Annotated in this window: 9 protein-coding genes; 5 read left to right on the top strand and 4 right to left on the bottom strand. The window is 59.5% G+C overall.

The genetic code is table 11. The annotated features are described in order from the left end of the window. Positions 1-15: 15 nt before the first annotated feature. Positions 16-1,494, bottom strand: coding sequence for an FAD-binding protein (locus tag FJ320_05940; protein ID MBM3925515.1), 1,479 nt, complete (start codon positions 1,492-1,494; stop codon positions 16-18). 42 nt (positions 1,495-1,536) lie between these two features. Here FJ320_05940 and FJ320_05935 point away from each other — a divergent pair, with 42 nt between their 5' ends. The 3 genes from FJ320_05935 to FJ320_05925 all read left to right on the top strand — a co-directional run bounded on the left by FJ320_05935 (position 1,537) and on the right by FJ320_05925 (position 5,041). Beyond that, a complete protein-coding gene (locus tag FJ320_05935) occupies positions 1,537-2,334 on the top strand; it encodes a TenA family protein (protein ID MBM3925514.1) in 798 nt (265 codons plus the stop codon). A 403-nt stretch (positions 2,335-2,737) separates the two neighbouring features. Then, positions 2,738-3,556 carry an MBL fold metallo-hydrolase gene (locus tag FJ320_05930; GenBank protein ID MBM3925513.1) on the top strand — a complete coding sequence of 273 codons (819 nt, stop codon included), beginning with the start codon at positions 2,738-2,740 and terminating at the stop codon, positions 3,554-3,556. 348 nt (positions 3,557-3,904) lie between these two features. Next, positions 3,905-5,041 carry an Ldh family oxidoreductase gene (locus FJ320_05925; protein MBM3925512.1) on the top strand — a complete coding sequence of 379 codons (1,137 nt, stop codon included), beginning with the start codon at positions 3,905-3,907 and terminating at the stop codon, positions 5,039-5,041. A gap of 538 nt (positions 5,042-5,579) precedes the next feature. Here the strand turns inward: FJ320_05925 and FJ320_05920 are convergent. Then, entirely contained in the window at positions 5,580-6,782 is a 1,203-nt protein-coding gene (locus FJ320_05920; GenBank protein ID MBM3925511.1) for a hypothetical protein, read from the bottom strand. A gap of 588 nt (positions 6,783-7,370) precedes the next feature. Here FJ320_05920 and FJ320_05915 point away from each other — a divergent pair. Continuing rightward, positions 7,371-8,813, top strand: coding sequence for a hypothetical protein (locus tag FJ320_05915; protein ID MBM3925510.1), 1,443 nt, complete (start codon positions 7,371-7,373; stop codon positions 8,811-8,813). 396 nt (positions 8,814-9,209) lie between these two features. Next, on the top strand, positions 9,210-11,294 hold the full coding sequence (locus tag FJ320_05910; protein MBM3925509.1) for a thioredoxin domain-containing protein: 2,085 nt from the start codon (positions 9,210-9,212) through the stop codon (positions 11,292-11,294). A 333-nt stretch (positions 11,295-11,627) separates the two neighbouring features. Here FJ320_05910 and FJ320_05905 read toward each other — a convergent pair whose 3' ends face one another. After that, entirely contained in the window at positions 11,628-12,572 is a 945-nt protein-coding gene (locus FJ320_05905; GenBank protein MBM3925508.1) for a serine hydrolase, read from the bottom strand. 123 nt (positions 12,573-12,695) lie between these two features. Then, positions 12,696-15,116: a PGF-pre-PGF domain-containing protein gene (locus FJ320_05900; protein MBM3925507.1), complete on the bottom strand. Its 2,421-nt coding sequence runs from the start codon at positions 15,114-15,116 to the stop codon at positions 12,696-12,698. Between the last annotated feature and the right edge of the window lie 220 nt (positions 15,117-15,336).

Genomic DNA, 15,336 nt, shown 5'->3' with positions numbered 1-15,336 from the left:
CATGCCCCTCTCGTCCTACACATGCGCCCCTGGCCCCGCCACCGACACCGCCCGCTTCTGCATCGCCCTCACATCTATATCGTCCCCATCCATCGGTCCACCCGGGAAAATCTTCCCCGGATTAAACCTCCCCGACGGCGAAAACCCCTCCCGCACCAGCCGCATCACCGACATATCCTCCTCGCTGAACACCAGCGGCATATACGCCTTCTTCTCCAACCCTATCCCGTGCTCCCCGCTCAGGCTCCCTCCCGCCTCCACACAAACCTTCAATATCTCGCCGCCCACCTCGATAACCCGTTCCACCGACCCCGCCTCCCGCTCGTCGAACAGTATGCACGGGTGCAAGTTCCCATCTCCCGCGTGAAATACGTTGGCGATAGGCGTCTTATACCGTTCGCTTATCTCCGACACCTGCCGCAACACCGATGCTAGCTTCGTCCGAGGCGCCACTCCGTCCACCAAATAATAGTTCGGCGCCAGGCTCCCCAGCGCCCCCAGCGCACCCTTCCTCGCCCTCCACAGCCGCTCCCTCTCCGCCGCCGACTCCGCCCACCGTACCTCCCTCGACCCCGACTTCCTCAGCACCCCCTCCACTTCCCCACCCATCTCCTCCACCTCCTCCCGCAGCCCCTCCACCTCCACCAGCAGCACACACCCCGCGTCCTTCGGCAGCCCCATGTCGTGCAAGTTCTGCACCGCCTTGATAGTTAGCGCGTCGATCATCTCCATCGCCGCCGGCACCATCCCTTTGCCGATGACCGACGACACCGCCTCGCACGCCGACTCTATGTCCCTGAACACCGCCATGTAGGTCTTAATCGACGGCGGCGCCGCCAGCAGCCGCACGACAGCCTTGGTCGCGATTCCAAACGTCCCCTCCGACCCCACGAACACGCCCCGCAAGTCATACCCCACCGTCTCCCTCGTCCGACCCCCCAGCCACGTAACGCTCCCGTCCTCCAGCGCCACCTCCAGCCCCAGCACGTGGTTGCTGGTCACGCCGTAGGCCAGGCAGTGCGGCCCGCCCGCGTTCTCCGCCACGTTCCCGCCGATGCTGCACGCCCGCTGGCTCGACGGGTCCGGCGCATATCTCAACCCGTGCTTCCGCGCCGCCTCATCGAGCTGTAGATTAATAACCCCCGGCTCTACCACCGCCAGCCGGTTCTCCACGTCCATCTCTAATATCCGGTTCATCCGAGTCAGCGCCACCTGCAACCCGCCCGCCGACGCGATGGCCCCGCCGCTCAGCCCCGTCCCCGACCCCCTTCCCACCACCGCCACGTCGAATTCTTGCGCCACCGCCACCACCCTCCTCACCTCCTCCATCGACACCGGAAACACCACCGCCTGCGGCACAGCCTTATCTATCGACCCGTCATACTCAAAGACCAGCAGGTCGTCGGGATGGGAAATCACATACCCCTTTCCCACCACGGTCTCCAGCTTCTTAAATATTGATGGCTTTCTAACCAAACCATACCCCCTAGCCATCCTCATACTAGGTTAGCCCATCCACCTTTGCAACGTTTAGCGATGGCTCCCAAAGCCAGTCCAGCCTGTAGCGCTTCCCTCCTACCCATCCCTTATAATCCCCCCATGTCCTTCACCGCCGCCATCGAGAAAAAAGCCTCCCGCCTTCGCCGCGCCATCCTCAAACATCCCTTCATCACTGGCATTGGCCGCGGCGACCTGGATGTCGAAAAGTTCAAGTTCTATGTCCGCCAGGACTACCTCTACCTCATCGACTACAGCCGCGTCCTCGCTCTCGCCTCCGCCAAAGCCCCCACCCTGAACGCCCAGGGTTGGTTCGCCAAACTCCTCCACGAGACCCTCAACACCGAGATGGACCTCCACCGCCAGTACTGCGCCCAGTTTGGCATCTCCCGGCGCCAGCTTGAGGCCACCCCCATCGCTCCCACCACCCTCGCCTACGTTAACTTCCTCCTCGCCGTCGCCTACCATAGTACGTACGCCGAACTCGTCGCCGCCCTACTCCCCTGCCAGTGGGGCTACTGGGAAATCGGCCATCACCTCACAAAATCCACTTCCGCTCATCAGGGCGGGGGCCGAGCCCCAATGCAATCGGGGCGAGTCCTGAGCGAAGGCCGTGCTCGGACGCAGCCGAAGGACCTGTATCACCAGTGGATCGAAATGTACTCCTCCCCCGATTTCAAAACCCTCGGCTACTGGCTCCGACGCCATACCAACGACGTCGCCAAGGCCCAAAGCCCGCGAGTCCTGCAGCTCATGGAAGACGCTTACCTCACCAGCCTACGCTACGAATATCAGTTCTGGGATATGTCTCTTCGATTGGAGGATTGGCCCGTATAATTTCTTGTGGCACTTTGCATTAATACCTGACCTTTACAAATCCGCCCCGGCCTTACAAACGGATGAGTTCCAAGAACACGCAATTCTTGCCTCACGCTGCCGATCGCTGCAGTGCGCTTCCAGCTTCACCCATCTGGTTCTCCCTCTTCTCCTACCTTGAAGAAGTTGAGGTCGCCCAAGCGACCGAAATCCCGATGCCAATCGGGAAGGGAGTTAGACGCCGTCCTGAGCCTGGCCGAAGGAGGGGGATGAGGTGCTCTTACTTTTCCTTTCCCTTCCAGCAGGCTGTACTCAGTCCCGATGCAGTCGGGAAAGGGACTAAGGGGATGGTATCCCGATTAAGTAAAGGACAGATTTACGTGCATAGTTTGTCGACTAATAACCATTAATAGAGGAGTTCCGCATGCAGCCCCAAATTTCCAAGCCCTACAAGGCTAACGCCGATACCTACGTTATCCCTCTTTTCTTCCCTATCCCCATGCTCGGCGCCTTGCCAATTAACGCCTACCTCATCAAGGCCAAGGAGCCTGTTCTCGTCGACACCTCCGCCCCTGTCGTCCGAGAGCAATTCCTCTCCGCCCTCAAGTCCCTCATCGACCCCAAAGACCTCAAGTGGCTCTTCATGACCCACGAGGACGGCGAGCACGGCGGAAACGTCAAGGCCGTCCTGGATAACTTCCCTAACGCCCGCCTCGTCACCAACTTCGTCGGCGTCGGCAAGCTTTCCGCCGAGTTCGAGGTCCCCCTGCCCCGCGTCTACCTCCTCAACCACGGCCAGTCCTTCAGCGCCGGCGATCGCCATCTCACCGCCCTTCGGCCTCCCCTCTTCGACTCCGCCGCCACCCAGGGCCTCTACGACGCCAAGACCTCCTCCATCTTCACTGTGGATTCCTTCGGCGCCTTCCTCCCTTCCCCCACCGAAGACCCCTTCACCGTCCCACAGCCGGACTTCATTCGGGGCTTCAACACTTGGAACAACTCCAACCACCCCTGGTCCGTCAACGTCGACCAGAAGAAGTTCGCCAGCCTTCTAGAAGGCATCCGAAAGCTGAACGTCAAGACCATCCTCAGCACCCACCTGCCTCCCGCCCACGGCCACACCGAGGAACTCCTCAAGGCCATGGCCAACATCCCCAACGTGGAACCCTTCGTCGGCCCCGACCAGGCCGCCCTCCAAGCCATGCTAGCCCAAATGGCCGCCGGCGCCACCTCCCACGGCTAGGCATCGCCTTCTCAATTACTTGTTGACGGATTATAAAGGGGCCCTCTCCTTGTGGACGAGGGCCCCTATTACATCCTAGTCATGTCTGTACGACATCTCCTGTGATTCCTTCCTCCTCTGAACGACTGGTGTTAATTGAGGTTAGAGGCGTATGTAAGTACTGACTGCTTCTAAGAAACTTCCTTCTCCCTTGACGAGACAAGGTGAAGGTCGAAGACTCGCCGTGGCGAGATGAGGGTGAAACCCTAGCTCAACGATGCTGTATCAATGCCGCCTGCCACTGCTATCTTTCCTCATTTGCTCGGTTTCTGGGGTTAGATTAGAGCCTGCCCTGAGCTTGCCGAGGGGATGGGGGTCGTGGAGGAAGGGCATGGTGTCCCTCATGGACGATGGCTGGTACTATTAAACCGACACTCGCAGGAGGCCCTCGTGCCCACTCTGACCCACACCTATCTCCACACCCTCTCCTACCACATCTTCCGCGCCCTCGGCGCCTCCCACCACGAAGCCCACACCGTCTCCACCCACGTTGTCAAAGCCAACCTCGTCGGCCACGACTCCCACGGCGTCATCCAGGTCCCCACCTACGCCGACCGAATCAAAAAAGGCCACATCGTCCCCGGCGCTCCCTTCGAAGTCCTCGACGAGACCCCCTCCACCGCCCGCATCGACGGCCACTGGGGCTTCGGCTACGTCGTCACCGAGCGGGCAATGCAGATGGCCATCGACAAGGCTAAAAAGACCGGTGTCGCCGCCCTCACCGTCTTCTACCAGAGCCACATCGGACGACTCGGCGACTACCCCGCCATGGCCGCCGCTCAGGGCATGATCGGCATGATCACCGCCGACTCCGGTCGAGGCCCCAAGGCCGTCGCCCCCTTTGGCGGCCGCGAGCGGCGCCTCGGCACTAATCCCCTCTGCATCGCCGTCCCCAGCGACCTCCCCGGCCCTATCATCCTGGACATGGCCACCAGCGCCGTCGCCGCCGGCAAAATAAGCCTCGCCATCAACCGAAATGAACCCATCCCCCAGGGCTGGGTTATCGACAAGCGCGGCAATCCCACCACCAACCCCCACGACTACTTCGACGGCGGCGCCATCCTCCCCGTCGGCGCCGACCAGGGCCACAAAGGCTACGGCCTCTCCTTCATGGTCGAAATGTTCTCCGGCATCCTCACCGGCCTGGGCTTCGGCCTCGACCCTCAGGGCAAGCACAACGACGGCTGGTTCATCGCCGTCTTCAACGTCGCCAACTTCCGCCCCTTGGACGACTTCAAACGCGAAATATCAGACTTCGCACGATTCGTCAAAAGCTCCAAGCCGGCCCAGGGTTTCGAACGCGTCCTTTACCCCGGCGAAATCGAGTATCTTACCGAGCAGCAGCGCCTCACAGACGGCATCTTCATCGAGGACGAGACATGGCATCAGCTCTGGAGCCTCGTCGAGGAATTAAAGCTGGTATCCAAAGTCGGCAAACCTAGCTAAAGGTTAGTCATCCCCAGGGCCAAGTCCTGCCTTATTGTGTAAGGGCGCGGTCGCGGCGCCTTTTTTATCCGTCATTTCCCGCGCACTCAAGAAATCCCAAAGCAAGTCTGTCAACGACACTTCATGCCGTCGCGTGAAAAACGGCGCATCAGGGACATGTCAATTCTCCCCTCCTACTGGCTTTGTACGAAAACTCAGTGTACCCCTGGTCCGGAAGCAGATATGAGGCGTTACATCCCAGAGAGGGCCTTTGGGCCTGCTCCCATCTGGTCCTCCCCATTCGGCCTGGAAGGCGAAGGGGGAGTTAGACGCTGTCCTGAGTATGTCGAAGGAGGGGGTTGTGGTAGTTCTTTTTTCTTTCCCTCTTCTCCCGTAGTCGGGAGAAGAGGGCTGCAAGCTCGCCGTGGCGAGACAAAGGGTGATGAGGGGGCTGCGCTTATGAAGAGAAATGTAATCTGCATCAAGCGTTGAAAGGAAGGGGGCACAGGGGATGGTGGCCCCGAATGAGGCCACACCCCAATTTCCATGCAAAGCCCCCCTACCCCTTGCCCTTCTCCCCCTTCCTGGGCCGGAAAATCCCAAAGGAGCTGGTGTACCCGTGCAAGTACGTCACCCCGCCTACCGGCCCTATCTCCCCATTGCAGAAAAACCCGCCCAGCGGCACATTCCCTACCGCGCCGCGAAACAGGTCCGTGTCATGGTCGGGCCGGCCGTATAAATACATCCCGCGCCCCAGGCAAGAAAACAACAGCGCCCCCGTCGCCTGCGCCGCGCCGCCGCCCTCGGTATAGCGCCTCAGCAGCTGCGACAGGTCCTCCGCCGAAGTATGCGCGTCCCTCAAATGGAACTGCACTATCTGCCCCTCCCGCAGCATCTCCCCTATGGCCAGCGCTCCCAGCTTCGGCTCCATCCCCACAATATTCCGAATCAGAAAGTCCCCCTGCTTCGGCTCGTCCTTAAACTCGTCCATGCAAATGCCCAGGAATAACGAGTGCCTCGCGAGCTGCTGGTCCCGTTCGCTCAGCCCCTTATACACGTTCTGCAGCGCCTCCAGCGTGGGCCGCCCGTCCAACTCCAGCAAAATGTTGTTCTGTGCCTTGGTGATGCGCATAGGCTTCCCCACAGGCCGGCACCCCTGCGCCACAATAGGGTCTATGACCACGTCCCCGTGGAACGCCACGCCCACCGCGCCGTCGTGATACACCTTATCGCCCAAAAACAGCGCGTTGCCACCCTGCTGCCTCCCACCGCTGGCCATCCCACCAATCTTCACCGCCCCATCAAAGGCGTAGTCCAGCCCCAAAATCAAGTTCTCGCTGCGAATGCTGAACGGGTCCGTAAGCAAAAGGAACTGCGGCTTCTTCTCCGGCGACGTCCGCGCCGCCGTGTGCCACTTGTCCGGGCTCGCGTCCAGGTCCGGCAGGCTCTCCTCGTTTATATGAAATGGCGCCATCTCCACATTCGGCAGCACCGCCGCCGTCACCGACAGCCCCGGCCTCTGCTCAATCTCGTGCCCTCCGCCTATCACACCCCCCGCCGAGCATCCCACCAGGTTTTTCACCTTCAACCGCTGTTGCAGCAGCCTGGGTATCTCGTCGTACCCCTGCCCGTGGTGCGCCGAAACAAACACCACCGCCAGGTCCACCTCCCCAATCCCCAACTGCTCCTTCAGCGACGCCACACATTTATCCAGCGCCTCATCCAGCGACGGGTTGTCAGATGCGGCGGAAGCCCATTTCATGCCGTACCCTCCTGCCTGTTCCTCTAAGCCAGCAGTATATCAAAGGCTCCTGCCCCTAGCACCGCCCCATTTAATACCTCATTCATAATCGTCTAACATTTCCTTGGGAACCATGACCCATAACAATGATACCTATTTGTCATTCCGGCGGAGTCGGTACTCCGACGCAGTCTAGGAATCTGATTTGAATGCATCATAGTTTTATTGAGCAGAAAACACGCTGCGCTAGTCCGTTTTCCCATTCAATGTCATGACTGTGGACACAGCCCCGCCAAAAACCCCAGGTCCTTGCCCTCCCTTTCCTCCCAACCTATACTCCCCTCTGTAATGGGTCATGAACTATAAGGAAAGCTCGATATCCCCTCCTCTTCTATGTCTACGGCTTGACTTATGAAAAACACGAGCCTTTTGAAAAGACGGAGCTGGGATGTTCCCTCTGGTTCCCCTTCTTCTCCTATTGCAAAGGAGAAGAAGGGGCTAGGGGATGATGAGGTGATCCTTTTTTCTCTTCCCCTTCCAGCAGGCTGTACTGAGTCCCGATGCAGTCGGGAAAGGGGCCAGGGGATGGTATCCCGCTTATGATCAGGTATGTGTTGTCTATTACACGTCCGTAGAGAGGCCCATATGCCCACAAAATCACCTCAACCCCTCCACTTCATGTCCATCCGTGACGCCGCCCGGCTAATAAAAAAGCGTGACCTCTCCCCCGTGGAGCTTACCCGCGCTTTCCTTGATCGCATCGATAAAGTCGACAAGAAAACCAAGGCCTACATCACCCTCACCGCCGACTCCGCCCTTGCCGAAGCTCGCGCCGCCGAGGCCGAAATCCTCCACGGTCGCTATCGCGGCCCCCTCCATGGCATCCCCCTGGCCCACAAAGACCTCTTCGACACCAGGGACATCCGCACTACCGCCCAATCCAGAGTCCACGAACACCGCGTCCCCGCCATCGACTCCACCGTCATCTCCCGCCTCAAGCAGGTCGGCTCCGTGATGCTCGGCAAGCTGGCTATGTACGAATTTGCCATGGGCGGTCCAACCACTCCCTTCCTGGAGCAGCCCCGCAATCCTTGGAATCTGGCTTACACCACCAGCGGCTCCTCCTCCGGCTCCGGTGCCGCTGTGGCGGCTGGCCTCTGCATGGGATCCCTTGGCTCCGACACCGGCGGCTCCATCCGCGGCCCCGCCTCCTACTGCGGCATCGTCGGTCTCAAGCCCACCTACGGTCTTATTAGCCGATACGGCGTCTTTCCACTCTCCTGGTCCTTAGACCACGCGGGCCCTATGACCTGGACCGTCGAGGACTGCGCCTATATGCTCCAGGCCATAGCTGGCCACGACCCTAAGGACCCTACCACTTCCCGCGCCCCTGTGCCGGACTATTCCAAGTCCCTGAGGGAGGACATCAAAGGGATGGTTGTGGGTATCCCGTCCCACTATTTCTTCACCAGCAAGGGTGGCGCCGACGCCGAGGCCATCGCCATAGTTAAGAAAGCTGTAACTTCGCTGGAAGACATGGGCGCGAAGATTGAGGACGTGAAAATCCCCAGCCTCGAACACGTCAACGTTTCCAACTTTGTCATTCTGTCCGCTGAGGCTTTTGCTTACCATCTGCCCAATTTTAAAACCCAGCCTCAGAATTACGGCGATAACTTCCTCAACCGAGTTTATCTCGGCGGCGTATTCTCCGGCGCTGACTACGTACAGGCCCAGCGCGCTCGAAGCCGCCTCCAGCGCGAATTTGCCCAGGCCCTTGAGAAGGTGGACGTTATCGTCTCCCCCACATCCTCCTCCCCTCCCGTCCCTTTCGAAAAATTCAGCGCCACTACTATCGCCGTCACCCCCAGCTTCACTTCTCCCTACAATCAGACCGGCATGCCGGCCCTCAGCCTCCCCTGCGGCTTCAACAAAAATAAAATGCCCGTAGGCCTCCAAATCGCTGCCAAGCCCTTTGATGAACCCACCGTCTTCCGAATCGCCTACGCCTGGCAGCAGCACGCCCAACTCTACAATAACCGTCCCCCAGTTTAAGGCTTTAACTACCTTTGCACGTAAACTCAGTTGGCGATTTTGGGAGGGTCTAGCGAGAGCAAAGCCCCACACCAGAAAGCGGGTGGTGTGCCCTCAGATCCCCCTTCTTCTCCTATTGCAAAGGAGAAGAAGGGGCTAGAGCCTGTCCTGAGCTTGCCGAAGGGGGATGATGAGGTGATCTTATTTCTCTTCCCCTTCCAGCAGGCTGTACTCAGTCCCGATGCAGTCGGGGAAGGGGATTAAGGGGATGGTATCCCGAATGAGAACAAGTCAGGCATTTCGTGTAAAGCGTCGTTAACCATCAAATGTCATGGGTTCCCTGTCTTCTGCTCCAGCTAGCGTCCCCCTCCCTTTTTTGTGACAATGGAAACATAGCCCCACAAAAGAGAGCGCCCCATGCCTAACCGCCTCGCCTCCGAGACCAGCCCCTACCTCCTCCAGCACGCCCATAACCCCGTGGACTGGTACCCCTGGGGCCAGGAGGCCCTGGAGCGCGCCCGCGCCGAAGACAAGCCCATCCTCCTCAGCATCGGCTACTCCGCCTGCCACTGGTGCCATGTTATGGAGCGCGAGTCCTTCGAGAACGATGACACCGCCCGCCTCATGAACGACAACTTCGTTAACATCAAGGTCGACCGCGAGGAGCGCCCCGATCTTGACTCCATCTACATGCAGGCCGTCCTCGCACTCACCGGCCACGGCGGCTGGCCCATGACCGTCTTCCTCACTCCCAGCGGTGAGCCTTTCTACGGCGGCACCTACTTCCCTCCCCAGGACCGTGGGTCTATGCCTGGCTTCCCTCGCGTCCTCCTCGCCATGTCCCAGGCATATCAGACCCGTCGCAATGAGGTCACACAGGCCACTGCCGAGCTTGTATCACGCCTCAAGCAAGGCGCCTCCATGCGAGCCATGCCCGCCCTCATCACTCGCGAGATGCTGGACCAGGCCCTTAAAGGCCTAGACGGCGCCTTTGACGGCTACGAAGGCGGCTTCGCTGACGCCCCCAAGTTCCCTCAGCCTATGACCCTAGACTTCCTCCTCCGCTACTACCACACCACCCACGACGCCAAGGCCCTTCACATGGTGGAGCTTTCCCTTCAGAAGATGGCACGCGGCGGCATCTACGATCAGCTCGGCGGCGGCTTCCACCGCTACTCCACCGACGCTCGATGGCTCGTCCCCCATTTCGAGAAGATGCTCTATGACAACGCCCTCCTCTCCCGCCTCTATCTTGATGCCTTCAAGGTCACCGGCCGCTCTTTCTATCGCCGTGTTGCCGAAGAAACCCTCTCCTACGTCCTACGCGAAATGACCGGCCCAGAGGGCGGTTTCTACTCCTCCCAGGACGCGGACAGCGAGGGTGAGGAAGGCAAGTTCTTTGTCTGGACTCCTCAGGAGATAGAATCTCTCCTCGGCAAGGAGGACGCCGCCCTCTTCTCCGCCTACTATGACGTTACCGATATGGGTAACTTCGAAGGCAAGAACATCCTCAACGTCCCCAGCGACGCCGCCTCCGTCGCCCGCGAAATCGGCGCGAACATCGAAAAGCTGGCGTTGGCTATTCAGAAAGGCAAAAAGCTCCTCCTGGAAGCCCGCGAGAAGCGCATCCACCCGGGCCGCGATGATAAGGTCCTCACCGCCTGGAACGGCCTCATGCTCCGCAGCTTCGCTGAGGCCGCCGCGGCCCTGGACAACCCCCAATACCGGGAAGCCGCCGTCGCTGGCGCTCAATTCCTCACCACCAGCCTGGTGGACAACGGCAGGCTCCTCCGCACCTATAAGACCAGCCCTTCGACTGGGCTCAGGGCTGGCCAGGCGCGGCTCAAAGGATACCTGGAGGACTATAGCTTCCTCATCGACGGCCTTATCGCCGTCTATGAGCTGACCCTGGACCCGCACTGGCTGGACCAGTCCCGCCGCCTCACCGATTCCATGCTCGATCTCTTCTGGGACGATGCCGACGGCGTCTTCTACGACACCGGCAAAGACCACGAAGCCCTACTTGTGCGTCCCCGCGAACTCTTCGACAACGCTATGCCCTGCGGCTCCTCCGTCGCCGCGGACGTCCTGCTGCGCGTGTCCCTTCTCGCCGGCAGCGATGATTACAAAGCCAAGGCTGGCCGGCTCCTCAACTCTATGGGCAATATGCCCGCCCAATACGTCACCGGCATGGGCAGATGGCTTGTCGCCCTGGACTTCTACCTCGCCCGGCCCAATGAAATCGTCATCGTCGGCCCTCGGAACCATCCCGCCGCCAGGGCCCTGCTGACCACCGTCCACACTCGTTACCTGCCCCACAAAGTCCTCGCCGGCCTTGAGCATGACGACCCCATGGGCACCAATCCTTCGCCCCTCTTCAAGTTCCGCACGCAAGTCCAGGGCAAGCCCGCCGCCTACGTCTGCGAAAACTACGCCTGCCTCCTCCCCGTGACCACTCCTGAAGACCTGGCAAAACAACTAGAACCCCAACCCTCCGCCTGACACCACCACCTTCGCCATACGCACCGCTATTGCCTGTAAACGGCTTCATTTACTGAGAATGTTACCTGCCAGGCAGGGTATAGGATTCTCATCTGGTGCCCCCAGCTCTGCACGAAAACTCGGTGCGCCCCTAGTCCGGAAGCAGATATGAGGTGTTATACCAGATCGGCGGAATAGAGGCAGGAATTAGGTATGGGATGTTACCGAGGCGTTCCTTCCGGTCCTCTCCCCCCTTTAGAGCCTGTCCCGAGTATCCCCCGAGGGAGGGAGAGTTAAAGAGGGGGGGTCGGGGTGGAAGTGTGGTAGGGAGGGTCTCCCTGTCACCAACCGCAATTACGCGGCGCCACTTCCTCTCACAGCATAACCGCCGTCTCTAGACCGATTTGGTAAAACCCCCTGCTTGCCCTTCACCCGCCCAGACGCCGCCATCGGCTTTCTCCCCGACAGCGTGTCGAAGGCTAGCCGGCTCATCTCCCCAATCAGCCTAGCTGCCGCCGCGTGGCCCGGCGTCCCGTCCTCCAGTTCCGGCGGCACGTGCTCCGTAAACGCCGATAGGATAAAGAGCGGCTCCTCCCCCAGATACACAATCCCCGCGTCGTTATGATTCCTCACTCCCGTGCCCGTTTTGTGCGCTACCTTAGTCCCCGGTGGCAGCAGCGACGGCAGTCGGGTCTTCAGCTTCTGCCAGCTCAAAATATCCAGCGCCAGCCGGCACAGATCGGATGTGCATCCTAGTCTCTTCGCCGACGCCGCATCCTCTGACCCCTTCAGCATCAAGTCCAGAAGCAGCCCTACGTCATTGGGCGTGGTGGCGTTGGTGTACTCCACCGGATGGTCCTTCGGCACCGGCAGCGGAGGAAACCCGTGACGGTGCGTCGTCCCCTTCATCCCCATAGACCTGCTGAACGAGTTTATATACTCCAGCCCCAGCAGGTCGGCGACTGCCCCGGTGCAAGTGTTGTCGCTCACAATTATCATCATTACCAGCGCATCCCTCAGCGATATCGAAAAGTCCGCCGTCAGATGCTGGAAGCACCCCGAATCATTGTTTTGATATCGAGCCTCTATAGGCACCCGCTGGCCCAGCGACAGTCGCCCCTCGTGCGACGCCTTCATCGCTGCCATGAGTATAGCTATCTTCCTCACGCTCGCCGATGGCACTACCACACCCCCCAGCCTGTTTGCCTCCTTTTCGCTGCGCAGGTCCTTCAAGTACCAGCCTGTATGAAACGAGTAACGGTCGCACAGAGCGTTTAAATCCTTCACTAGTTTTTCCATCTGTAGATACTCTCGATAAGGTTAGCCACCAACCTAATCGATTGCCCGGTATAGGTCAACCTCCAAAAAACAGTGACGCCCCGTTTGCACGGGGCGTCACTCATTCATTCCGTTGTTTAGGCCCTACGGCCCGGCCGCTCCGCCCTGGCGGCGGCGGTACAGTGTGTATCCGCCGTAGGCGAGAGCCGCCCCTCCGGCCACCACCAGCACTATCAGTATCACCGCGCCCGCGCTTATCCCTCCGTCGTCCTCTTCGGGCGGCGTAGTAGGCGTGACCGTCGGCGTAGGTGTAGGCGCCGGGGCCGTTGTAGCCGTAGGAGTAGCTGTCGCGACTGGGGCCGTCGTCGGCGTCGCCGTGGGCGCAGGCATGGTAGCCGTTGGGGTGGCCGTGGGCCCGGGCAGCGTCGCCGTGGGCGTCCGGGTCGGTGTCGGGGTCGCGGTGGCAGCCGGCTGAGTAGTGACTCTATAGCTGGCGCTCTGCTTCTCTAGACGCACGGTGTGCTGTCCCAGCGGCGCCTGCACGCCGAAGCTCACCTTCAAGCTCTTCCCGGCGCCAATCTGCACCGTCTGCACCGCCTCCGCCGCGTTGTCCAGGTAAAGTACGGCTGTATAGCTGCGCTCCTCGGCGCTGACGTTCTTAATGTCGGCGCTTATATTTGCCGTCTGGCCGACGATGACCTGTGATGGCACCTGGAGGTTAGTCACCTCAAACCGTGTTGTTGCTGCTGTCTTAGTGCCGGATATCGCGAAGAGCGAGAACCCGGGCACCACGGTGCTGTAGTACACCTTCGCTGAATCTTCAGCTATACGGGTGGTCTCCAGCGTCTCCCACTTTCCAGTGGCTTCGTTATACCGGTGCAGCAGAATGCCCCATTTGTGGAACTGGTTGGCCGCCATCACCTGCTGTGTTACAAAGAACGTCACGTGGCTGGCCACGAGGTCCTGGGGCTGCGCGTTCTCCATAGTCAGCCTGAAGAACTCCACCGGCGTGACCCCATCAGGAAGGTTGGGCACGTTTGTCGGCCGGAAGATCACGTTCTCCACACCAATCTTCACAGAGGACAGGCTCTTGTTGAACTTGCCGAGAATCTTATGAAGGGGCGCAGGGCTACTTACCAGGGTGCCCCAGTCCCCTTCTGACGTCTGCGCAGAGTAGGTCACCAGGTTCGGATTCGTCGGCTCCGAGAACGGCGCCTGAGGCGGCAGGAACGGGTTCAACTTCGGCGGGTCCGTTATCACCAGTTGCGAGGCTGGCAACTGCGGCAGGGTCTGTAACAAGAGATCTATGCTTATCTCTTTTATGGCTAGAATCGGCGTTTCAGACAGCGTGTTTATTAGAGCGAACTTCGACATGTTCTTAACCAGGTTCACCTTGGTCTCCGTGTCCACCGTTGCCATAATCGCGCCGGCCTTCTTCGGTTCTACGTTGTCCATGACCGGCGCGGCCTTCTCAATATCCAGCGCCTCCACAATGTCCGCGCCGGCCAGCGCCGACGCCTTGCTCAGTATTGCGCCGGCCCCTACGTCGCTGGCCTGGTCGATGATCTTGGTAGCTGCGTCAATGGTGGTCTTTTCTATGACCTGGGCAGCCTTCTCAGGCGGCACCGTCTCCAATATCGTCGCGGCGGCCTTGGCGTTAGTGTTGGCCATCTCTTCCGCCACCTTGGTGGCCACTTCAGGGGTGACGTTCTGTATCACCTCCGCCGCCTTTATGTTAGTCAAGCTTGACACTATTTCAGCAGCTTGCTGCGCGCTTACATTTTCGGCGATGTCGGTGATAACCGCCGCCGCCAGCTCGCCGCTCAGTCCTCCCACCACCTTGGCAGCCTGTTCAAGCGGCAGGTCCTGCACTGTATCGGCTACGTCCTCCACCTGGGCCGCCGGGGGCGGCAGCGGTGTGTTCGTCGGCGTAGGAGGTATAATCGGCGGGGCGGTAATCTGGAAGTTGGAGACGCTGGAGGTAAAGTTCGGTTTAGCTATGTCTCCCGTATTCAGCTTGAATGTAACGCCGTACGATCCAGTAGTCATCTGCGGGGCCGCGCCGGTGTTTAACGTTACGTTGTACTCAAATTTGGTAACTACTGGATTTACAGTCCCAAATCCATAACCGTAGCCATAACCAAAATTGAACGTGCTGCTGCTTTGATATCCTACTCTAGTCCCTTGTAGAAGCCCGTACCCCGTGCCCGCTCCCCCAAGACATGAAGAGCATAGCGCCAGTGAAACGTGAGGGTCGCCCGTCGTCACGGTTCCATAGGGGGTAAAGGTAACTGTTATATCGGAAGTGGTCCCTGGCCCATCAATCACCATCTCCAGGCTCTGAACAGGAATCAGTTCCGTCGGAGATATATCCAGGTTAAGCTTGAACTGAAGCGACTGGCCCTGGGTCACGCTGTTCGGCAGGTTGTTAACCGTTAGATTTACCGCGCTGGCGCTGTCCGACGTGAAGATTAGGACTACCGTCAACGCCACTGCCAGGGCAATAGAAAGCGCCACCCCTCTTGAGGTGGCGGCCCATCTCGCTACCGATGAAATATTTTTCATTTGCACGCTACCAGCTAGGCTTTCCTATTTCTGTTCGACAAACCATCCCTCTAGGTCTGTTACTAATAGTCCAAATGTACTAGTCCTTTTAGAGCCAGCGTCACATACCACACTGTGCTTGATAAAGTCAATACAAAACGACTGTACGATAGGCGCACTTCCTAATCTGGACCGCGTCATCGCCGCCGCCCTATCGATATCAAAACCCCTATCTCGCTTC

Source organism: SAR202 cluster bacterium (genome assembly GCA_016872285.1).
Classification (GTDB): Bacteria; Chloroflexota; Dehalococcoidia; order Lucifugimonadales.
This window is presented reverse-complemented; position numbering and strand designations above follow the sequence as displayed.